The sequence below is a fragment of the Paraburkholderia terrae genome, from assembly GCF_002902925.1.
In the GTDB taxonomy this organism is placed as follows: Bacteria; Pseudomonadota; Gammaproteobacteria; order Burkholderiales; family Burkholderiaceae; genus Paraburkholderia; species Paraburkholderia terrae.
In genome coordinates this window covers 1408972-1428775 of sequence record NZ_CP026113.1, presented here as the reverse complement: position 1 = coordinate 1428775, position 19804 = coordinate 1408972, and the positions used below count along the sequence as shown (strand labels likewise).

The window sequence follows — 19804 nt, the reverse complement described above, 5'->3', positions numbered from 1 at the left end:
TTGAGGGGCGGTATGGCGTCAATCTTCCTTAGATTGTCCTCTGTTAGATCATTTGATAGAGGATCGCAACAATCTAAAAATTTTGGCGCATGAAAATAATCTTGTGCCAGATTGGAAAAGAGCCAGTCGGGCGCTACTATAGATGACGACCGACACGTAACCGAGCGATATAGCGGGAAGGATTTGTTAAATGAAGAAGTCGAGAGTTGAGACGGCCGAAACTCGGAGGAAGATCGTGGAAGTCGCCACACGAGCGTTTCGCACCAACGGGATCCACGCAACCGGCGTGGCGGAAATCATGTCGGCGGCGGGGATGACGCATGGCGGGTTCTATCGACACTTCGCCTCCAAAGACCAACTCGTTGCTGAAGCCTGTGCCGCCGGCATGGAGGCGATTGTGGAATCGGCCGAAGCCGCTGCGGAAGGAGGCGAGGAAGCTTTCCTCAAACATATTCAGACCTTTCTTTCAGATGAGACCCGCGATGACTGCCTGGCAGGGTGTCCGCTTGTCGCGATGGGTAGCGAACTCGCCCGGGCAGACCTGGAAACTCGTCGTGCAGCTTCGCAAGGTTTTCGCGAGCTGATTGACGTCATTGCCAGGCAGGGCGGGGCATCCGATACCGCGTCGGCGACCGGCGACGCCATGTTCACGTTGTCAGCCATAATCGGTGCAGTTACGATGTCGCGGATTGTTGACGACCCAGAGCTATCAGATTTGATTCTCGACGAGACCCGGAAGCGGTTGACTGCACTGGGCGTGGAACCTCGCGAAACTTCGCTGGGTTAAGTTCAAACCGACTTGTTGAGCATTCGCGACGCCGTTGACTGATTACTTGGAGAGCGTGGTCGCACTGCCGGTTGATTCTTCACGCAACGGCCTCCGGCTCGTCATCATGAAACGGATAGTCCGTGTAACCGAACTCCGAGCCACCATAAAATGTCGAGCGGTCGTACTCGTTCAAAGGCAGGTTACGGCGGAGGCGCTTCGGAAGGTCCGGGTTTGCTACGAAGTGGCGCCCAAAGGCAACCAGATCCGCATCTCCCACGTTGATGATGGCTTCTGCTGATGCCCCATCGAAACCACCGGCAGCGATGATTACGCCAGAAAAGTGCTTCCGAAGCTCGCGGGTTACTACCGGTTGCTGTTCGGGCATTCCCTTTTCAGCAAGCCAGCGAGGTTCGATCAGGTGCAGATACGCGAGACCGAGTTTTGTGAGTTGCTGCACCACATATGCGAACAGAGCGTTCGGATCGCTATCCGACATCTCACCAAACCCGCTGCTGGGGCTGAGTCGGACAGCTACCCGGTCGCTACCCCATACCGAAATAGCTGCGTGTGCAACCTCAAAAAGTAGCCGTGCGCGATTTTCAAACGAGCCGCCGTAGCTATCGGACCGTTTGTTGGTCCCGTCCTGAAGGAACTGGTCGAGGAGATAGCCGTTGGCGCCGTGAAGTTCAACGCCGTCGAAGCCTGCAGCAAACGCACGCTTTGCGGCGGCGCGAAAGCCTTCGACGATCGCAGGGAATTCATGTGCTTCGAGCGCGCGATTGGGAGTTGCAGGTACCCACCCATTCGCCGTGTGAGCCATGCTGCTGTGCGGAACCTCCGATGGGCCGATCGGCTGGTCGCCATTGGGCCGCAAGTCCAGATGCGACTGGCGTCCCGCATGGTAAATCTGGGCGAAAATCCTGCCACCTTTCGCATGTACTACATCCGTCACAACCCTCCAGCCCTCGACCTGGCTGTCGTCATACAAGCCCGGGGAGCCAAGATACCCGTTGCCGTCTATGAGTGCCGCTGCCGACTCAGCAATGAGCAGCCCGCCTTCTGATGCACGCTGGCCGTAATATTCAGCCATCAGCGGGCTCGGGTTCGCGCCATCATCCGCACGGAGTCGGGACAATGGGGCAAGCACGACGCGGTGGGAAAGCTCATACGGCCCCACTTTAACGTGCGAAAAGAGCTTGGACATGGTTTCTCTCACTTTTTAAAAAGCTAAATCTCATGGATCCGTTGCGAAGATGATAAGAAGAATCTTGAAAGTGCATCGTCAGCCCGTCTTTTCTGGGCAAAATGCAAACTCAATGAGCCGAAGTGTAGGGGCGCGGCCCGGAAAAATGTATCTACCCAATGCAGGAAACAGCTCCCCAGTTTTTGGCGATATCTGGCGCTGAGACCCTACCGATGCTTGCGCGGGTGGCTCATCTAAAGGTGGATGCGGCGCGTACCAGGGGCACCAGTCGAGAAAAGGGTGCGCAGCGGAGGGTTCCTGGCGCGATGGTTGCGAAGTGCAACAGAGGCGTGTGCAAACGGGTTCAACCGGGACTGTTGTAATGTTACTGACGTCCTAACTTTGTAATTCTATGACCAGCGATCAACACGTAAATATTGCCGGATTATAGTGAGAATCCAGAATAAAGGCGTCACGTGATGCGATTGCTATTCGGCGTGGCCGGGCTTCTCTGCACATCTTCACCTGCTGTAGAGCCTAAGATGTGTGCAACAGCACAATACAAGGCGTCTCTTTAGCGATTGAGAGATAATAGGCAGATCGAAACCTCGTCTAGGCATAATCGTGGACCGTAGACTGCGACCCCATCCGGCTGGGTACAAATTTTCGGAGCAGATAGGACATCTGCTGCGGCGAGCTTATCAACGGCATCTCGCAATATTCCAGCAAGCAATGCCGGATACACAGATTACCGCCGCTCAACTTGTGACACTTTGTGCACTTCGAGATCTGGGGGCGAGTTCTCTCAATGAGATAGTGAAGTTTACTGCTATCGATCAGGCCACCATACGCGGCATTATCGAGCGGTTGAAGGTGCGAAGGCTGGTCGACGTTGCGGCCGACCCATGGGACGGCAGAAAAGTCGTGGTGACCAATACGGCTGCGGGCGAAGAACTCGTAGACCAGATTACTCCGTTTGGCTTCAAAATTTCGGAAGAGACGTTCGGCGCGTTGAATCCAGCAGAGCGAGTGGCGTTGGTGTTTTTGTTGCGTAAGATGATTGAAACAGACTAAACAGGTTTTGATGCCGGTGCTTGACGGCATCCTTTGGCAGACTGTTGGTCTTCAAATGTCACTTCTCGTCACGTGTACCTCATCTCCGGTGAGCTCCGATTCTTCTAGCTAAAAAGAATAAAAAATGGCTTAGAGGAAAAATTGCAAAGCAATAACCGAAGAATCAAATTTTACAGTGCATATACTTCGTTTTGACATCTTGCGGCTATAAAGTGTGTGCGCTAGGATGATCACACTTGCTCTTCCTCCGCACAAAAGCGCTTAGATTTGAGGGGTAGTAGTGATTCGTCGGCCGCTCCCTGTACGCAATGTCTGCGAGATGGGGCGAAAAATTGCACGATAGGTCTTGATGCAAATTAGTACAACTATATAAGAAGCTGTTGTTGGTAGTGTTGGAAAGGCAGTGCTTGAGAATTGTTCGGTGCTGTTATTCGGCCGGCCACAGACATAGCGGCGGAATTGGTGACGACCGTCTGAACGTCCCCGTGTGAATAGGATATTCCAGCTGTCTTCGCGTCGCAAAAACCAGCGAGTTGGTTTCGCGATGCCTCGTGTTGTCTGAAGGCCATTTCTGGAAGGTCTGAGAAGACCGATTTTTTAATCCCGTGGGATCGGAAACGCGTTATCGAAGAGGCCCTATGAGAGAGGAGCGATCAGTCGACGTCTGGCAACAAATCCTGGATGGCTTTTTTTCGCGAGAGTCTGAAGCGAAGATGAATTCCAATTTAGATCAGAAGGAGTACGTTCGAGCGAAGCGCGGACGACCTCGAAGTAATGGAGCGCAAGAAGTAACCGTACGCGTGTGGGGTGCTGAAGTGATATCTGACGTCGAGAGACGCAGCCGTGCGACTATTGCTATCGATTGGGCTGATTCAACGTTTGGTCACTATGGTGAGCAGCTATGGTCACTTGGAATTGCTCGACGCAAAGCGGTGTGTGCGCTGTCTGGAGAGCCAATCAACAGGGGGGACAGCATTTATAGGCCACGTCTTATAGGGGGGCGGATACCGCTTAACTCTTCGGCTATGATTCTCGCTTCGTTTCTGGATGCACGATACTTCTCTGTCAGAAAATCGAGAGAATATAGAAGTGCGGTTTTATAAGTAAATGCCCACCGATCATCAGCTAGCCCACTGCTGCGTTACAGGCCCGGCCTATTTCGTCTGTCGATAGCGCGAGGATTAACGAAGCTACCCTTGGGCCCGCGCAGCAATGCGCGGGCTCTGTTGTTGACGAATTGATATGGTGGGGCCGTTGAAGGCGTATTTCAAAAATTGTATTGCAAATAGATCTGGCTGAAGTTGATACCGGGGTTCGGTTCCTTGATGCTGGCATTGGACAAATGCTGGAACCTGAACCCGCTCTGAAACTGCTGTTTCGAGCCAAACTGGACCCCGATGCCGACCATATCGGCGAACTGGAAGGCGCTCGACAAGGTGTATGTCTCTGAAATGCTTGGATGTGAAAGGAGACGCACGCCAATACCAGCTTCCACGAATGGACGGACGTTGCCGGAGCTCCTCACGAATCGAATCACTGGTGTTGCTCCGAATTCAAAGATGTTGTCGTGAACGTTACCTTCGTTCGAATGCCAGTAAGCAATATGGCCTTCAGCGACAAAGGCGAAATGCCATCCGCTAATTTCCCACCATGTCCAGTCTGGATCCCAAACGACACCTACATCGGCCTTCTTTACGTGATGGTCAGCCACGCCACCGGCGATCTGGACGCCCCACGAATTGGCTAGCGCGACAGGTGACGATAGCAGCAAGGTCAAAGGGAGTAAGATCGATAGCCCCGCGCAACGAAGCTTGTAAGTAATCGAATCGCGAGACTGCATCGGTTTTTCTGCTGTCATTGTTCTTGTCATCATCAATATGTTCAAACCGCATCTCTGCCAAAACATTTTAGTGTGCACAATGATGTGCGATGAGGTGTTGAAGCTTATCGCAATTCACCACATTCCACATAAGAGTGGGCTATTTCTTGTCGAGAAGGCTTTCTGAAAGCAGGTGAAGGAAGGCATCGGCGCGCAAGTGCCAGTTGGTTATGGATCGTTCTCCCTTTTATGGGAGAGAGAGAAGACTGACGCAACTGCATGGAAATTTTTCAAAGAGCGAGAAGCACGCACGAAATTGCAGGGACTTTTGCTTCGATTTCTTCTAAGCGGTAGCATCGACATCGCACAATATGGGGGTTCGCTGGCGTCACGCGGGGACGACGTTTGCGAAGAGATAGGTAGCGCGGGAAGGCCAGTCGGTTACGAGTTCCACGAGCGAGTGATGCAAAACCACATCAGCCAAGGCATGATAGTTGTGCGCGCGAGCTACGCTTCGCGTCAAGCTGCGTGTCTCGCAGAGCTCGAACCTTTTTTCTGAGTGAGACTGAAGCGAGACGCTGAATCGATCCGTTCGGAAGATTGCACCCGTTTCGCCTTGTCCGGAGTATCCACAAGATGCTTAAAGAATATGATCTTCGGTCCGATGTCCTTGAGACGATTGTTGCTTCTGCGATGGTGTCCCGGCATCATAAAGAACTACGCGAACTGCTCGCAAAGCGAACAAGGTTCAATCGCGTTAGCTATGTCACATCCCGTGTGCAATATTCGCATCGACCGGGCCGCATCCTTGACGTGGAGTACCGGGAGGTCGCATCGGACTTTCGTGAGTGGTTGTCGAATGAACTGGAGGCACGAAATGGTGATAGCGAGGCGGTGTGGGACGCGTTCCATCAATCGGGTTATGTTCTCACAGAGATACGTCGCTCATTGCACTACTTCACGCATGATTGGGGCGGCGCACAGGACGATTTTGTGCAGTTCCGGATATGGCAGGAGCAGGAGTTTCTTGCTGAAGAGCCGTTTGAGAGGAAGATCTGGGGGCGCTGCCTTGAAGATGGTGAACGGTGCAATCCTGTTGGATATTTTCAGAAACTGTTCCCGCAGTCAGCGCTCGGGCCGTCGAAATACTGCCTGCGAGATGTGATAGACATGAAGACGTTCAATGCGGTTGCCAACGACTGGTACGAGTATGAGAGAGGCCTTGTAGGCAGAAGATTGATAAATCAGCCTGCTACTGACCTGTGCGACCCATATCGGATTTCTGCTTATAGCGACGGCCATGATCGCTATCGATACATGAGAGACGGCCAACGATTTTTCGATGACTGGACGACCTCAAGCCTTGGTCAGGCCGGGGAGCGAATTTCGAAACGCTGGTGTTTTGATATCCTGGAGCATCTGGACGCGCGCAACGTACGCTCGCTATCGTTCATTCCTCAATGGACACACAGACGGAACATCACATCAATCGGTGGGCACGCGGTGTTAGACCTGTGCAACCTGTATGCACGGTTGAAGAAATTTGACGATCGAATAGGTGCGCCATTTAGCTGGTATTTCTACGGATTGCAAGGAGATCTGATCACGCAACCACAGATGCAATTGATTGGTGCTGCAGTTCGATGCGGTCTCATCGAATTACCGCGAGAGAATAGCGCCGTTCTTCAGCGTTGGATGGAACAACCCTACGGGTTCTGAGTGTGTGTGATCGCACCTGATGATGACAAAGGCAGACAGGGGCCGTCCATGGTTTGTGAAGCAACGGGGGGAAGCTACGCTGTAGCGCATGTAACGCATGTAACGCATTCTCTCGGGATCAACTGTCCCGCCTGGGCCGGTGTCGGAGGTCGATCTGGTTGAATCGGAGCATCTGATACCGCCTGTTCATGTGTGGTTCGAAATGTTAGGGTTATACCCGCGCGCCAGAAAGATTTAAGGTTCGAGGGTGCGGGTGATCATGAATCCAACGGAGGGTCAAGTTATGGCGCTGTATCAGGAGATGGGTGTTCTAACTCAGGTGCAGGATAAGGCATTTACGGCAACGCACAGGCCCGGAACCAGTGCGCCTTATGCCGGCATTTATCGATGCACGAAGTGCAGTCACGAAATCGGGATTGCCGAGGGGCATATACTTCCTGCACAAACGCATGGTAAGCATCCCGCATCGCTCGGGGACATTATCTGGCAGCTGGTTGTCTTTGCCCAGCATAACTAACTTGCGAGCGAAGGAGAGGTGGGCTGCATCCGACGGCCGACTAAGCCATCCAACACCGCGTCAACAATGGAAGCGCGGTGTTCCAGTTCGAACTTCGTAGCCTACCAACGGAGCAGTCGAGGACCAGCTATAGCTCCGACTACAGCAACCAGGCTCATCCCGAGCACGTACCAGATGCCCCAGAAAGCTGGACTCATCTCCGGACAATGAAAGCAGTACGCGATAGTTGCGACTGAGCCGGACAGCAATCCGGCAGACGCACCTGCAAGGCTGAGGCGGGTCGGTGCCAGACTCTTCACAGCTATAAAGATCACGAAAAACGCAGGCACCGACAACAGCAGAATGTTAAATGGGCAGGATCGCCATGACATCCCCAGGATGAGGGACACACGATCCTGCTCTGGAGCCGTCGCGACAATCAGGGCGCCGGCGAGCCACACGCCGGTGACGGGTAAGCTCAGGACCAACCACGCGGAGCCGACGTTCGCTCCGGGATGTGAGAGGCGGGTTGTAGCGAGAAGCGCTCCGAGCGCGATGCAAACGGGAAGAGCCAGCTTTGCCCAGAAGAGCCCCGTTGCCATTGCGCTCGATAGGTCATGTCGGAGCCCGAACACGATGTGCATCAATAGATATGCACCGAACAGCGCGAGAGGCATGGATGTGGCAAGCCGGCGCGTAGACTGCCCTCGTTCTACCGGTTCCGATCCCGTCGAAAGTAGATTGACAAGCTCCTCAGTCCTCATGCCATGCCCCTTACTTTGGCGGCTAGCGCTTTCAAGCCGCGATGGACGCTGACTTTGACAGCAGATTCCGACAGGCCGGTCAGTCGCGCGGCCTCTGCTACAGACAGGCCATGTAGCTTTACGTGCATGATGGACAGTTTTTGTTTGTCAGGAAGATGGTCGAGTAGTTTCCCGATATCTCGCCGTGCCTCCCCGGGCTCGTCATCAGGAGCCGCAAAGATGTCGATGTAATCGTCAATCGATTCCGTCAGGGAGCCTCTGCGAGCACGCGCCCGGAAGAAGTCCATAAGCTTGTAGCGCGCGATCGCATGGACCCAGGCAGTCAGTGGTTCGTCCGTCCTATAGGTGTGACGCGCGTTGTGCACGGCCAGCAGTATTTCCTGAACGATATCTTCGACGTCATCGTGCATCTGCGGGATGCGCTTCCGGATGTAGCCTCGAAGGAGTCGTGTCAGATCCGCAAGAAACTCGCGATAAGCGCCCGCGTCACCATTGAGACCAGACGTGAAGGTGGCCCGCAGCCGGTCCTCTGCATTATACAAAAGCGTTCTCCAGCGTCACAACGCGGTGTGGTCGCGGACAGCTTCTGCGAGCTGCGACTTGATACCACCAAACCGGCTATCGAGTGCGGCTGGATCATCCCGGTTGAGGGCAATCATCTTTGCCCGGGCCTCGCCACCTCGAATGACTTCGAACGAACCTTTACGGATCCCGTCGACGATGGCATCTGCTACTGCAGACGCTGGCTCCCGCACGAAGCCGAGATCGGGACCAGCTTTCGAAGTCTGCATCATGGGCGTGTCGGTTGCGCCGGGATAAACAGTCATCACGTGCACGCCTTCGTCATGAAGTTCGCGGCGCAATGCCTCGCCAAAGCGGGCAAGTCCCGCCTTGACCGCTGCATATGTCGCATAGAACGGCATTCCGATCAGCGCAATACCGGATGCCACGTTGATTACCATTGCTTCGCCGCTTTGGCGTAACAATGGCAACGCAGTCTGTGTTAGCAGGATAGGTGCGAGGAGATCAACATCAAGCGTCACACGAATTTCAGCTTCTGTTGTGTCCTCGAGCCGGCCGGCCCGCACGCCCCCAGCGTTGTTGACAAGAATGTCAACGCCTCCGAGCGCGGCTACTGCATCGTTTAGTGTTGTTGCGCGACCGGTTTCCGTGGAGACATCGGCCACAATCGCGTGCGCGACGATACCATCCTTGGCCAGGTCCGTTACGGCGTCGTCAAGCAAAGCGGCCCGCCTTCCAGTGATGGCAACTCGTGCTCCGGCGGCACCAAGCGCTTTAGCAAGCGCCAGACCTATGCCACTCGAACCACCCGTGATTACAACGCGCCTGTTTTCAATTCGCATGGTCGTAGTCGTCCAATGAAGCCGGATTGTGCCGCGAGGCACTCTCGCCAGTGTCGTGAAGGCTTCGTGCTCTGTTCAAGCCGTTATGCGTAGTTGGAAGGAAAGAGAGCGCGTCGGGCCTCCTCATCCATGTCCTGCTTGAACAGATGAGTTGTTCCGACAGCCCGCGCTCGCGCGGCTGCAGGCCGTGAATCGACCTCGGCGAACCAGCGCTTCAAGTTGCGGAAGGGAGCCAGCGGATCCTCGTCGCCCGGCAATACGAACTTGGCGCGGCCAATCCAGCCCCAGGCTGACATGTCGACGATTGAGTAGTCGTCGCCCAATACGTAGCGACGCCCCTCGAGCTGTTCGTCGAGTACGCGATAATGCCGTGCGGCTTCTTTGCGAAAGCGATTGATCGCATAGGGAATCTTTTCGGGTGCTGCATGCTGAAAATGGACCGATTGTCCCGAGAAAGGACCAATGCCCGAGCTGATAAAGAACAGCCACGACAGCATCTCCGCGCGTTCGGACTCCCGTCCGAGGAACATTCCCGCCTTTTCGGCAAGGTATAGCAGGATTGCACTCGAATCGAATACTCGAGCCTCTTTTCCGCCTGGCCCATCTGTGTCGACAATCGCGGGTACCTTGGCATTTGGATTAACCTGCCTGAACGACGACAGATGCTGCTGCCCCTTCTTGGTATCAACGGGATGCAGTTCATAGGATATCGCGGCCTCTTCGAGAAGCAACGCCACCTTCGCCGGATTGGGTGTGGGGTGAAAATAAAAGTGGATCATACGGTCCTATGCCATTACGGAACTGAGCCACCGGTGACGCATGGTTGTTCACGTTATTGTTTCGTAAGTATTGCTAGTGTCTGGTTTTAGAACAATTGCTTTAGAATAGCGGAACGATAATTACCGTGCAATGCGACGGCACGTTGTTTGAGATTGAAATGGGAGGAAAGACATGCCCCGACCTCGCGAGTTTGATGAGGATGCGGTGCTTGATGCAGCGGTGCATCACTTCTGGGTCCATGGGTATGAGGCGACGTCAGTGCGTGAACTTGCCCAGAGCATGGGCATCACGGGCGCGAGCCTGTATAACGCCTTCGGCGATAAGCGTTCGCTATTCCGACGGGCACTTGCGCATTACGTAGCGAACAGCTTCGGCGACCGTGTTTCGCGGTTCGAAGGGAAAATGAAACCCACGGATGCGATCAAGGCATTTTTTCGTGAAATCGTTGAACGGTCCGTATCCGACGAGGAGCGCAAAGGGTGCCTTCTGGTCAACTCGGCTCTCGAGGTTGCACCTCATGATCCCGAGTTTCAGGAAACTATCGCCGGTGTGCTTGTACAGGTCGAGGCATTTTTCAGGCGTTGCGTGGCAGCCGGTCAGCAGGCGGGCGAGATATCGACCGAACAGTCGGCAGAGAACCTCGCGCGCATGTTACTCGGCATGCTTCTGGGCATACGGGTCCTTGCGCGAACAAGGCCTGAGCGTCCCTTATTGGAAGGTCTGTTGCGCCCCGTCTATGCATTGCTAGACAAGAAGCACAGCTAGAGCGAACGATGTCTGCCGCTTACGATGTAATTGCCATGCGGCTTTGTGTACAGGAGGAGTTGAATCGCAGGTCGATGCCTCGACCCGATTAATCTCAGCGGGCGCGCGGCAGCGCGCGCCCATGACCGTATGTGCAGATGGACGTCAGATTCCGGCAAGGCCCTGCAATGAAATCCGCGACAAGGTGTTGGCGGGTTGTTCGCCGATTTTTGTGAGTGCCCCATCGGCGCCAATTGAATACGCGACAACCTTGTTGTCGCCTGGAAAATCTTCGTAGAGGAACTTGCTGTCAGGACTTACCCACGAGTCTTCCGCAAGACTGGTGATACCGGGTGTTACGGGCGGCTCGCTTGCCGCAGATCCGTTGAGAAGAGTGAGGCGTCCTGCCGCATCAATCGAATAGGAAGAGATCGTCCCACTGCCGTTGCCGACATACGCGAACCTGTTGTCCGGTGTGAGCGACAACCAGCACGGTGCTCCGTTACCTGGTACAACAAGCGGGCCGCTGATCACTGACAAGGCGCCGGTGTCACTCAACTGATATGACGCAACGCTATTGCTTACGGTCTCGGCAGAGATTATCGCCCGGCCCAACGCGCCGGAGCCGAAACGTGCGGCGAACGGCCCTTGTCCGGTCGTGGGTGATGAGACTGCGGTACCAAGCGTCCCATCAACGTTGACGGGATAGGTGATTAGGGTATTGTTCGGCGCGGCGGTTGCACCGGCCGCCAGACTTCGGACGTCCACGACGACAAACTTGCCGTCGGGCGATACAGCGACCTGTGTCGGCAGCACATTCGGCTGAACGGTGGTGTACTGGCCAATCTGGGATAACTTGCCGTCCGAGCCAACACGGTAGGCGCCCAGCTGCTGCGTTCCCTGCTGGTGAGTGACATAGAGGACCCCGTTTGCAAATGCGAGCGAAGTTGGAAGGGCGCCGCCCGTCGATGACGTGGCGAGTAACGTCGGATTCCCGCCATTTCTGTCGATCGAAAACACACTGACGGTATTGTCCCCTGCGTTGGTCACGAAAAGGCGCGACCCGTCGGGGCTGATGATTACGCTGTTGTCGCTTGTCAGGGAATCAGGCCCGACTGTCCCCCCGGTCGCGAACGTTACGCCGCCCGTGCCTTTCCCCCCGGTCGGTATCGCGGAGCCAGCGCTCAATGTTCCGTCCGGATTTCGCGTGAAGTGAAGCACGGCGTTTGCCGTATCGTTGGTTTGGGCAAAAAGTTGCGGTTTGACCGTGCTGGTACTGTGGTTGTCAGAGCCACCGCACGCTGCAAGTACGACTGACGATATCACTGCAGCGGTCACCGTTCTTTTAAGCATGGCTTTTCCTCGGAGTCTTGAGCGAGCTGGCCTGCTTCGCCGTGCGGCGACAGCGGGCAGCTTTGCGATGAATAGGAGCGTGACCGCGTCGTTGGCGCCGTTGGATCACAACTGGTAATTCGTCTGATGAGTTCGACCGGTTACGCCACGGAAAGAAATTTGTGTTCGATACGGTGTGCACGACTCCCAGAGCCCCGTCGGGCGCGACGGGTGCGATACGGACAGGCAATCACGCTTCCGACGTCTCATGGTCGAGCCGAAGCAGAGTTTTCTGGTGTACAGGCGATTTGATGTGAAAGAGGGGCGGCACAACCACCGGTTGCCGCAGATCTCAATTTCTGACGGCGGAAGAGAGCGACGATGCGATGATCTATCGCGTGGTGAGCAAGATCACGGTCGTATGGAAGGGGCCATCGGGTTCGTTGGGAGCGAATTGCGCCCAGCTAGGCGCGAGATCGATCGGGATTTTCTGAATAGCCACGAACGGGCGGCGGACTCGAAAGCGTTGCAAGTTGACAGAAGGCGCCATCCGAGAAGATGTTCGCCAACTCGACATCGAGCGCCTGCCAGCTGATAAGCGCCTGCAAGACGGAATTTCGTCCAATCTCGGTTAGTGCAACGCGTCGGATCCGGCGATCTTCGGGCGGAGCACTGGTTGTGATCAACCTTCCTCTGGCCAGTAAGCCAACCTGGTCCGATACGCGTGACATCTCTAACTGGCACGCGTTCGCGATGTCTTTCACCGTTGGCGCACTGTCGTCGAGAAGCATGGTCATGATGCAAAATTGCAGGACGGAAAGGCCTGTCGGTCGAAACACATCCTCGAGTCTCTTTCCCAGCGTCCTCATGCCGCGTAGAGCCAACAGATAAGTCTGGCCAAGGGTTTTGGCGTCGGCCAGTTGGTCTTCTCTGACGGCAATCTGGTGCATTTTGATCCTTTCGACGTTATCGACTGCAGGTGTCCAAAGGACCACGCCCACGCCCAACCTCGGGGTGAAAGACCCGTCTTCTAATCATAAGGCACATCGAAAGGAGGCGCTCAAATCCACCATGATTTCGACTACACGCTGCTCAGACATCACGGGCGCATGGTCGGCGGACGAAGGGGGGGCTTTGCAGGTCGCGTCCGCAGCACGATCATGCGCGCTAACTCATGCGCGGGCGCTCAATGCTTCATGTCGGAAGATGGCTCCCGTGTCAAGAATTAATTGTCTTTCGAGACCTGTTCGAGAATCTTCCGATATCGTCATCTGGATAATATGTAAAATCCTGAGTTTTCCGGCTATTGCCGTAGCGATCCGTTCGAGGTTGCTACGAGCGGTATAGATGCAGAGTGGCGTGCGCATGAGCGGCGAGCAGATTGACCCGCGCCGATCATGCTTCCGGGGGCGGGGCGTCAAAGTGTGGGGAGACGGGCGTCGTACAAATGGCGCATCGGTTTTGCCGAATTGCTAATAATAAGGTTAGTTATGTTTCGCGAAATGTCATTCAGGTCGAAGATTATTCTTCTCGTCGCAGTGGCCGTAACGGGCATTGTCGTCATATGCGTCGGTAACTTTTTTCAGACACGAAGCCTCATCCTGGACGCGCAGCGCGTCGAACTTCGAACTGCTGTCGAGACCGCGTACAACATCGTGGCGAACTACGAAGCGCTCGCAGGGAAGGGAGTCATGAGCCAGGAGGACGCGAAGCGCGCTGCAGCTGACGCGGTCCGCGCCTCCCGCTTTGAAGGAAAGGACGGAAAGACAGAGTATTTCTACATCTATACGATGGAAGGTATGGGAGTCATGCATCCTTTCCATCCCGAATTCGTGGGCCAGAACATGACGGACAAGATACGGGACGGCAACGGCCGCCAAGTCATCCGAATCCTTCTGGACGCACTTGCACGATCGCCCAATGGCCGGGCATACATCGACTCCGCGTTTTCGCGGCCAGGACAAACCGAAATCGTCGAGAAGTTGCAGTATGTCATGACGGAGCCGGGCTGGAACTGGATGATCGGTTCCGGCCTTTACATGGATGATGTGAATCATCGGGTATGGCTCGGGGCCATCGAGAATTCAGCCGTCGGTGTCGCTATGCTTTTTCTCGTGATTTTGCTTGGCGCTCTGGTGTCGCGTTCTGTGCTCTCCCAGCTAGGCGGTGACCCCCGCGTCGCCGTCGGACTGATGCAGAAAATCGCCAAGCGCGATCTTTCGGAGCGGCTCGAAGGCTATCCGGCTGGCAGCCTGCTCGGTGAGCTTTCTTCAATGATGGACGGATTGCGCGCAACGGTTTCAAGCATTCGGGAGAGCATCGGGACGATTGAGTCGGCGAGCACGGAGATCGCATCGGCCAGCGGCGATCTTTCTGCACGGACTGAGCGCGCGTCGGCAAGCCTGCAGGAAACTGCGGCTTCAATGGAAGAGATCACGAGTGCAGTTGCACAGGCTGGCGACTCAGCAAACTCAGCAGAAGGGCTTGCCAAAACGGCACAGCAGTCCGCGATTCACGGAGCGGAGGTCGTAACAAGTGTTATCACCCGGATGCAGGACATCGATGAAAGCTCCCGACAAATATCGACGATCATCGGTGTAATCGACGGAATCGCGGCACAGACAAACATCCTGGCGCTCAATGCGGCCGTTGAGGCCGCCCGAGCCGGAGCGAACGGCAGGGGATTCGCGGTCGTCGCCGCAGAGGTTCGCGCACTTGCGCAGCGATCATCGCAGGCCGCGAGAGAGATCAAGGTACTCGTGGCGTCGTCGGCGGAGGCCACGAAAGCGGGAGCCGAACTGGTCGGCTATGCCGGTGAAGCGATGAAGTCGATCGTAGAGCAGGTCGATGCGGTGTCGGCGCTGATCCGCGAAATTAATCGAGCCGCGCTTGAACAAAAGGACGGCATCACCCAGGTGAACGCTGCCGTAGGACATATCGACAGCATGACCCAGGAGAACGCGTTGCTCGTGCAGCAATCGAGTTCTGCTGCCGATGGCCTAAAGATCCTTGCGGAATCGCTTTCTGACGAAGTTGCGGACTTCAGGTTGCGCTAGAGACGGCTCCCATATCGCTGCGATCGTCTCCATCGGTTTGATAGTGGTAACTGGCAGGCAATGGTTCGAAAGATGGAGTTCCCTGCGCCGACTCAGGCGTTGGCTGCCGGCTCTAGTGGTCGAATCATGCAGGATAGTCACGCGCCATGATCTCTGTCAGAAACGAGGCAACCGCGCGTATTCGCGGAACGCGTTGCAGATATTGATGTGAACTCATCCAGACGGCACGCTTCACGTCGATATGGTCCGGGAGTATCTGGACGAGACCAAAGCGCTCGGCCCTCGCGAACGCCGGCAGCATGACAATGCCACCGCCCGCTGCTGCTGAAAACATCTGGGAAAGCATGCTGGTCGAATGGAAAGCGATAGGGGGATCAGCAATCGCGTCGTCCAGCCAGCGCACGGCATCTAGCTGAATAAGATCGTCGATGTAGCCGACAAATCGATGATCCCTTAAATCAGCGAGCGTTGCTGGCACGCCATGCTCCGCAAGGTAGTCGGCCTGTGCGTAGAGATGCAAGCGGAACTCGCCGATTCTCTCAATTCTCAGATTGGTTCCCTGAGGCTCGAAGAACCCGAGAAACAGATCGGCCTCACGATGGGAGATGCGCACGTCGGTCGCCGAAGTCACCAGTTCAATGGTAATGCCAGGCTGACGACGTCGGAATTCAACGAACTGCTCGCTGAGATAGAGAGACGCAATTCCCTCCATGGTAGCGATGCGTACGTGCCCAGCGAGGCCTGGCTGGGCACCGCTGAGCGTATCCCCGAGCGTCATGATGCTCGCCTCGACTGCTTCCACATACTCCAGCATTTCCCTGCCTTGAGCGTTAAGCCGGTAACCAAGCCGGTCGCGCTCAAAGACCGGTGTCTCGAGCGCAAACTCAAGCGCAGAAATGCGCCTGCCAACCGTCGCGTGGTCCATGCCTAGCAAGCGACCGGCCTTCGAGAGATTGCCGGCTCGCGCGAGCGTCAGGAAAACCCGCAGATCGTTCCAGTCAAGATGATTGAGATTCACGGGAAGCCTCCACTGGCGGGGCATCCATTCTCCCTGTGCAAAATTGCACAGGCCAGAGATTCTTTTCCGGTTCGTCAGGAAATCTGGCTTTCATAGACTTGGTTCCAGTTGCCGGGAGCCCCCGGCCTCCGACCTGTACTGGAGGAATTCATGGCTGAGACCGACGTGGACTGGGATGCGATCCTGTCGAGCGAGCGCTTCAGGCGTCTCGCCCGGAAGCGGCGAAACACTGTTGTCTGGTTGGGCGTGCTCGCCGCAATCTACTATTTTTCGATTCCCGCGCTGATTGCATGGGCGCCCGCGTTCTTCAAGATTCGTCTGGTACCGGGCATAAATCTCGGAACTATCTTCGCGGTCTCGCAGTATCCGTTCGGCGGTGCGATCGCCTACGCGTTCTTGCGACGCACGGCACAGATTGACCAGGCGTCGTCAGACGTCAAGGAGCAAGCGACTCCGATTCTGGCAGCAGGGGAGCAGCGTCATGCGTACTAGGCATCTGCTCATACTGATCATGACGCTCTCGGCGCCAGCGAGCTCTGCTTTCGCGGCAGAGGCTGGACGAACGGCCGTCACCCATCATTTTCTTACATTCGCCGTCTTTGGCCTTGTCATCGCCTCGACTCTGCTGATCACGTGGTTCGCCTCGCGGACTAATCGTACTGCAGGGGACTTTTACACGGCAGGAGGCGGAATCGGCCCGGCGAAGAACGGGCTGGCCATCGCCGGTGATTACCTGTCGGCCGCTGCGTTCCTCGGCGCGTCCGGTCTGATATCGCTATATGGCTTCGATGGGATGATCTACCTGGTCGGCTTCTTCGCTGCCTTCATTCCCGTTCTGCTTTTCATCGCTGAGCCGTGCCGGAATCTGGGTAGATACACAATTGGCGATGTACTGGCGATGCGCAACAGCTTTCGCGCGACGAAGGCGGTGTCAGCGGTATCGAGCGTCGTGGTGGCGCTTGCATATATGATCCCGCAGATCGTTGGCGGCGCGGTCATTGTCCGCGCACTCGTAGGTATCGACTACAACGTATCTGTTGTCGGTGTCGGCGCACTGATGCTTATCTATGTTGCCTGTGGCGGAATGAAGGCGACAACCTGGGTTCAGGTCATCAAGGCGGTGCTGCTGATCGGCGCTTCCTTCGTTCTGGTCGTGCTCGCATGGCTTCCTTTTGGCTTCCAGGTTCCCACTTTCATGGACGCGGTCGTTCATAGCCAGTTCGTCCAGGCGCATGTGAGTTCGATGGCGGCGGGGCGAGCCCTGACAGGCGATGAGCTTGGCTGGCGCTTCCTCGAGCCTGGTTTGTTCCTGAACAAGCCTTTGGAGCTGTTCTCGCTTGGGCTTGCTCTCGTCCTCGGAACAGCGGCCATGCCTCACATTCTGATGCGCTTCTTCACTGTGAAAGACGCGAAGGCGGCGCGGCACTCAGTAATGTGGGCGATGCTTGGTATCGGTGCGTGCCACCTTTTCATCGTCGTGATTGGCTTTGCGGCTGCATATTACGTCGGAGCGCCTCTGATTTCTTTGGCAGACAAGGGTGGCAACCTGGCGGCTCCATTGCTCGCGCAGGCACTCACTGGCGGGCCAGGTAGCGCGGGCGGAGACCTTATGCTTGCCTTTATTGCGGCCGTGGCATTCGCGACCATCGTGGCGGTCGTAGCTGGTTTGACTCTGGCGGCCGCCTCGTCAATCGCGCACGACGTGTATGTCGGCGCTGTGAAGAGCGGAAAAGCAACGGATCGCCAGCAGGTGGTCGCCGCGCGGGTTGCGACTTTAGCCGTTGGGGCGATCGCGATCGCCGTGAGCATCATGGCTCGAGGCCAAAACGTCGCGCAACTGGTAGGGCTGGGTTATGCAGTTGCCGCGTCCGCGAACCTTCCAGCCCTCGTTATGACGCTTTACTGGCGTCGGACCACAACGCAAGGTGTGATTGTCGGCATTATCGGCGGAACAGTGGCCGCGATCGTGCTGGTCCTAGTGTCGCCAAATATGACCTACCCGGCGTTGGTACGACAGGAGGCCCTCGCCACAGCGAAGCGCGTAGAAACGCAATTGGAGGCCGCAAAAGACGCAGCCTCCCGAAGCGCGCTTCTGGAGCAACGCGGGCACGCACTCGCAACTGCGACGGCAATCTCTCCTGACGCGACAAGCATCGTCGGGCTGCGTGAACCCCTTGTCACACTGCGCAACCCGGGCATCCTTTCCACTCCGGTTGGTTTCCTGCTTGTCATTCTCGTCTCGCTGATGACCCGCGATGCTGCAGCCCGCTCGCGATGGGCTGAGCTCGTTGTCAGACGCGAGACGGGCCTGGGCGCGGTAACGGCAAGCGACCACTAATCCCAGTCAACTCCCTGAGCGAGAACACATATATCATGTCCTACCTTCCAATAGTCAAGGTCGCGGCTGTTCATGCCGCACCTGTATTTCTCAACAAGACCGAGACTGTCGCCAAGGCGATATCCTTTATCCGTGAAGCAAGTCGAAACGGGGCGCAGCTAGTCGCGTTTCCTGAGTCATACATCCCGGCGTTCCCGGTGTGGGCGTCGCTCTGGGCTCCCATCGACAATCACGACCTGTTCGAGCGGTTCGCTGGTGAGAGCCTGTATGCAGACGGTCCCGAACTCGAAGAGATCGCTGCAGAGGCGCAGCGTTGCGGCGTGTTCGTTTCGCTGGGTTTCAGCGAGCGATCCCATGCAAGCGTCGGCTGCCTCTGGAACTCGAACGTTCTGATCAATGATCAAGGCACCGTCGTCAACCATCATCGCAAGCTGGTGCCTACCTTCTATGAGAAGCTGGTATGGGCGGCAGGTGACGGAGCAGGGCTGCAGGTCGCCGATACACGTATTGGCCGGATTGGCGGCCTTATCTGCGGCGAGAACACGAATCCGTTGGCGCGCTACTCGCTCATTGCTCAGGGCGAACAGATTCACATTTCTAGCTGGCCGGCGCTGTGGCCGACGCGCCGCCCAGCAACGGGCGGCAACTTTGACAATGTCGCCGCCAACCGGCTGCGCGCCGGAGCACATTCGTTCGAAGCGAAGGCGTTTGGCATCATCTGCGCAGGCTACATGGACGCCGAGATGCGAGACTATCTCGTTTCGAGAGATCCGTGCGCTGCTGCAGTACTTGATGGGTCACCGAGAGCCGCGACTATGTTCGTAGATCCGACCGGGAGCCAGATCGGAGACATGCTGAGCGACGAGGAAGGTATCACATACGCCCAGTTCGATCTGAACCGTTGCGTCGAGCCGAAGCAGTTCCACGACGTGGTCGGCTACTACAACCGCTTTGACGTTTTCTCGCTGGCAGTCAACCGGGAACGCCATGAACCCGTGACCTGGCGCGCGGGAAATGCGCCGACCGCTCGGACAGACGACGCATCTGTGTTGCCTGTCGAGGGATAGCGCCAGGATGGTGTCTGCGTGGTGCCGCCTTTCAGTCGGAGGCCTGCGGACTCTTTCGATGCAGCTCGTTGTCCTTCGCCACTGCCCCCGTGCTGAAGCGTCCCGTATCTCCATCGGAGACGCCTCGTCAAAGATGGTGACTTTCTCGTTGACTCGACGATATGCCGGACGGCCGAGCCAAAATCTCTCCCGTCACGCGTAACGCCCCGCTGCAGGACAGCCCGGCATCGCCGGAACATGGTGATAGCCCGGGCGCGCGTACTTAGAACCTTTAACAAAAT

20 protein-coding genes are annotated in these 19804 nt (G+C 56.3%); 11 read left to right on the top strand and 9 right to left on the bottom strand.

Going from position 1 to position 19804, the window contains the following annotated elements; all coding sequences use genetic code 11:
- Window positions 1-190 precede the first annotated feature (190 nt).
- Window positions 191-787: a TetR/AcrR family transcriptional regulator gene (locus C2L65_RS36145; RefSeq protein WP_042304823.1), complete on the top strand. Its 597-nt coding sequence runs from the start codon at window positions 191-193 to the stop codon at window positions 785-787.
- A 79-nt stretch (window positions 788-866) separates the two neighbouring features.
- Here C2L65_RS36145 and C2L65_RS36140 read toward each other — a convergent pair whose 3' ends face one another.
- On the bottom strand, window positions 867-1973 hold the full coding sequence (locus C2L65_RS36140; protein ID WP_042304822.1) for an alkene reductase: 1107 nt from the start codon (window positions 1971-1973) through the stop codon (window positions 867-869).
- Window positions 1974-2570: 597 nt separating this feature from the next.
- Here C2L65_RS36140 and C2L65_RS36135 point away from each other — a divergent pair.
- Both C2L65_RS36135 and C2L65_RS36130 read left to right on the top strand, forming a co-directional pair.
- Complete coding sequence (locus C2L65_RS36135) at window positions 2571-3026, top strand: MarR family winged helix-turn-helix transcriptional regulator (protein WP_233446729.1); 456 nt, start codon at window positions 2571-2573, stop codon at window positions 3024-3026.
- 638 nt (window positions 3027-3664) lie between these two features.
- Window positions 3665-4129, top strand: coding sequence for a DUF3331 domain-containing protein (locus C2L65_RS36130; RefSeq protein WP_345789593.1), 465 nt, complete (start codon window positions 3665-3667; stop codon window positions 4127-4129).
- A 164-nt stretch (window positions 4130-4293) separates the two neighbouring features.
- Here the strand turns inward: C2L65_RS36130 and C2L65_RS36125 are convergent, their stop codons facing one another.
- Window positions 4294-4866, bottom strand: a complete 573-nt coding sequence (locus tag C2L65_RS36125) for an acyloxyacyl hydrolase (protein ID WP_042304926.1) — start codon at window positions 4864-4866, stop codon at window positions 4294-4296.
- A gap of 172 nt (window positions 4867-5038) precedes the next feature.
- Here C2L65_RS36125 and C2L65_RS36120 point away from each other — a divergent pair, with 172 nt between their 5' ends.
- From C2L65_RS36120 to C2L65_RS36110, 3 genes are all read left to right on the top strand, one after another.
- Window positions 5039-5404 (top strand): hypothetical protein, encoded by a 366-nt coding sequence (locus C2L65_RS36120; protein ID WP_042304821.1) that lies wholly within the window; start codon window positions 5039-5041, stop codon window positions 5402-5404.
- A gap of 77 nt (window positions 5405-5481) precedes the next feature.
- Window positions 5482-6564 carry a hypothetical protein gene (locus C2L65_RS36115; protein ID WP_042304820.1) on the top strand — a complete coding sequence of 361 codons (1083 nt, stop codon included), beginning with the start codon at window positions 5482-5484 and terminating at the stop codon, window positions 6562-6564.
- A gap of 283 nt (window positions 6565-6847) precedes the next feature.
- The gene (locus C2L65_RS36110) at window positions 6848-7081 is read left to right on the top strand and encodes a hypothetical protein (RefSeq protein WP_063769775.1); all 234 of its coding nucleotides are present in this window, start codon (window positions 6848-6850) and stop codon (window positions 7079-7081) included.
- A 101-nt stretch (window positions 7082-7182) separates the two neighbouring features.
- On the opposite strand, the gene C2L65_RS36105 is transcribed toward C2L65_RS36110, so the two are convergent.
- The 4 genes from C2L65_RS36105 to C2L65_RS36090 all read right to left on the bottom strand — a co-directional run bounded on the left by C2L65_RS36105 (window position 7183) and on the right by C2L65_RS36090 (window position 9967).
- Entirely contained in the window at window positions 7183-7824 is a 642-nt protein-coding gene (locus tag C2L65_RS36105) for a DUF1109 domain-containing protein (RefSeq protein ID WP_042304819.1), read from the bottom strand.
- Window positions 7821-8366, bottom strand: a complete 546-nt coding sequence (locus C2L65_RS36100) for a sigma-70 family RNA polymerase sigma factor (protein ID WP_042304818.1) — start codon at window positions 8364-8366, stop codon at window positions 7821-7823. The genes C2L65_RS36105 and C2L65_RS36100 overlap by 4 nt, the downstream gene beginning before the upstream one ends.
- 15 nt (window positions 8367-8381) lie before the next feature.
- Window positions 8382-9188, bottom strand: a complete 807-nt coding sequence (locus tag C2L65_RS36095; protein WP_042304817.1) for an SDR family NAD(P)-dependent oxidoreductase — start codon at window positions 9186-9188, stop codon at window positions 8382-8384.
- A gap of 83 nt (window positions 9189-9271) precedes the next feature.
- Window positions 9272-9967: a glutathione S-transferase family protein gene (locus C2L65_RS36090; protein ID WP_042304816.1), complete on the bottom strand. Its 696-nt coding sequence runs from the start codon at window positions 9965-9967 to the stop codon at window positions 9272-9274.
- A gap of 172 nt (window positions 9968-10139) precedes the next feature.
- Here C2L65_RS36090 and C2L65_RS36085 point away from each other — a divergent pair, with 172 nt between their 5' ends.
- Window positions 10140-10733, top strand: coding sequence for a TetR/AcrR family transcriptional regulator (locus tag C2L65_RS36085; protein ID WP_042304815.1), 594 nt, complete (start codon window positions 10140-10142; stop codon window positions 10731-10733).
- Window positions 10734-10877: 144 nt separating this feature from the next.
- Here the strand turns inward: C2L65_RS36085 and C2L65_RS36080 are convergent, their stop codons facing one another.
- Together C2L65_RS36080 and C2L65_RS36075 are read right to left on the bottom strand one after the other, a co-directional pair.
- Window positions 10878-12065 (bottom strand): lactonase family protein, encoded by a 1188-nt coding sequence (locus C2L65_RS36080; protein ID WP_042304814.1) that lies wholly within the window; start codon window positions 12063-12065, stop codon window positions 10878-10880.
- Window positions 12066-12508: 443 nt separating this feature from the next.
- Entirely contained in the window at window positions 12509-12994 is a 486-nt protein-coding gene (locus C2L65_RS36075) for a MarR family winged helix-turn-helix transcriptional regulator (protein WP_156132230.1), read from the bottom strand.
- Window positions 12995-13534: 540 nt separating this feature from the next.
- On the opposite strand from C2L65_RS36075, the gene C2L65_RS36070 reads away from it, so the two are divergent.
- Window positions 13535-15100 carry a methyl-accepting chemotaxis protein gene (locus C2L65_RS36070; RefSeq protein ID WP_042304812.1) on the top strand — a complete coding sequence of 522 codons (1566 nt, stop codon included), beginning with the start codon at window positions 13535-13537 and terminating at the stop codon, window positions 15098-15100.
- A 124-nt stretch (window positions 15101-15224) separates the two neighbouring features.
- Here C2L65_RS36070 and C2L65_RS36065 read toward each other — a convergent pair whose 3' ends face one another.
- Window positions 15225-16118, bottom strand: coding sequence for a LysR family transcriptional regulator (locus tag C2L65_RS36065; protein ID WP_052426792.1), 894 nt, complete (start codon window positions 16116-16118; stop codon window positions 15225-15227).
- 150 nt (window positions 16119-16268) lie between these two features.
- On the opposite strand from C2L65_RS36065, the gene C2L65_RS36060 reads away from it, so the two are divergent.
- Genes C2L65_RS36060 through C2L65_RS36050 form a run of 3 tightly spaced genes read left to right on the top strand, consistent with a single transcriptional unit; the run spans window position 16269 to window position 19523 of the window.
- Window positions 16269-16610 (top strand): DUF485 domain-containing protein, encoded by a 342-nt coding sequence (locus C2L65_RS36060; RefSeq protein WP_042304810.1) that lies wholly within the window; start codon window positions 16269-16271, stop codon window positions 16608-16610.
- The gene (locus C2L65_RS36055; protein ID WP_042304809.1) at window positions 16600-18456 is read left to right on the top strand and encodes a solute symporter family protein; all 1857 of its coding nucleotides are present in this window, start codon (window positions 16600-16602) and stop codon (window positions 18454-18456) included. Before C2L65_RS36060 ends, C2L65_RS36055 begins: the two co-directional genes overlap by 11 nt.
- A 35-nt stretch (window positions 18457-18491) precedes the next feature.
- Complete coding sequence (locus tag C2L65_RS36050) at window positions 18492-19523, top strand: carbon-nitrogen hydrolase family protein (RefSeq protein ID WP_042304808.1); 1032 nt, start codon at window positions 18492-18494, stop codon at window positions 19521-19523.
- The last annotated feature ends 281 nt before the right edge of the window (window positions 19524-19804 follow it).

Bases quoted from the DNA above. Each gene is read 5' to 3' on its own strand.
- C2L65_RS36085 (WP_042304815.1), top strand. From the start codon at position 10,140: ATGCCCCGACCTCGCGAGTTTGATGAGGATGCGGTGCTTGATGCAGCG.
- C2L65_RS36070 (WP_042304812.1), top strand. From the start codon at position 13,535: ATGTTTCGCGAAATGTCATTCAGGTCGAAGATTATTCTTCTCGTCGCA.
- C2L65_RS36050 (WP_042304808.1), top strand. From the start codon at position 18,492: ATGTCCTACCTTCCAATAGTCAAGGTCGCGGCTGTTCATGCCGCACCT.
- C2L65_RS36105 (WP_042304819.1), bottom strand. From the start codon at position 7,824: ATGAGGACTGAGGAGCTTGTCAATCTACTTTCGACGGGATCGGAACCG.
- C2L65_RS36110 (WP_063769775.1), top strand. From the start codon at position 6,848: ATGGCGCTGTATCAGGAGATGGGTGTTCTAACTCAGGTGCAGGATAAG.
- C2L65_RS36145 (WP_042304823.1), top strand. From the start codon at position 191: ATGAAGAAGTCGAGAGTTGAGACGGCCGAAACTCGGAGGAAGATCGTG.
- C2L65_RS36125 (WP_042304926.1), bottom strand. From the start codon at position 4,866: ATGCAGTCTCGCGATTCGATTACTTACAAGCTTCGTTGCGCGGGGCTA.
- C2L65_RS36075 (WP_156132230.1), bottom strand. From the start codon at position 12,994: ATGCACCAGATTGCCGTCAGAGAAGACCAACTGGCCGACGCCAAAACC.
- C2L65_RS36060 (WP_042304810.1), top strand. From the start codon at position 16,269: ATGGCTGAGACCGACGTGGACTGGGATGCGATCCTGTCGAGCGAGCGC.
- C2L65_RS36140 (WP_042304822.1), bottom strand. From the start codon at position 1,973: ATGTCCAAGCTCTTTTCGCACGTTAAAGTGGGGCCGTATGAGCTTTCC.
- C2L65_RS36090 (WP_042304816.1), bottom strand. From the start codon at position 9,967: ATGATCCACTTTTATTTTCACCCCACACCCAATCCGGCGAAGGTGGCG.
- C2L65_RS36055 (WP_042304809.1), top strand. From the start codon at position 16,600: ATGCGTACTAGGCATCTGCTCATACTGATCATGACGCTCTCGGCGCCA.
- C2L65_RS36115 (WP_042304820.1), top strand. From the start codon at position 5,482: ATGCTTAAAGAATATGATCTTCGGTCCGATGTCCTTGAGACGATTGTT.
- C2L65_RS36080 (WP_042304814.1), bottom strand. From the start codon at position 12,065: ATGCTTAAAAGAACGGTGACCGCTGCAGTGATATCGTCAGTCGTACTT.
- C2L65_RS36095 (WP_042304817.1), bottom strand. From the start codon at position 9,188: ATGCGAATTGAAAACAGGCGCGTTGTAATCACGGGTGGTTCGAGTGGC.
- C2L65_RS36130 (WP_345789593.1), top strand. From the start codon at position 3,665: ATGAGAGAGGAGCGATCAGTCGACGTCTGGCAACAAATCCTGGATGGC.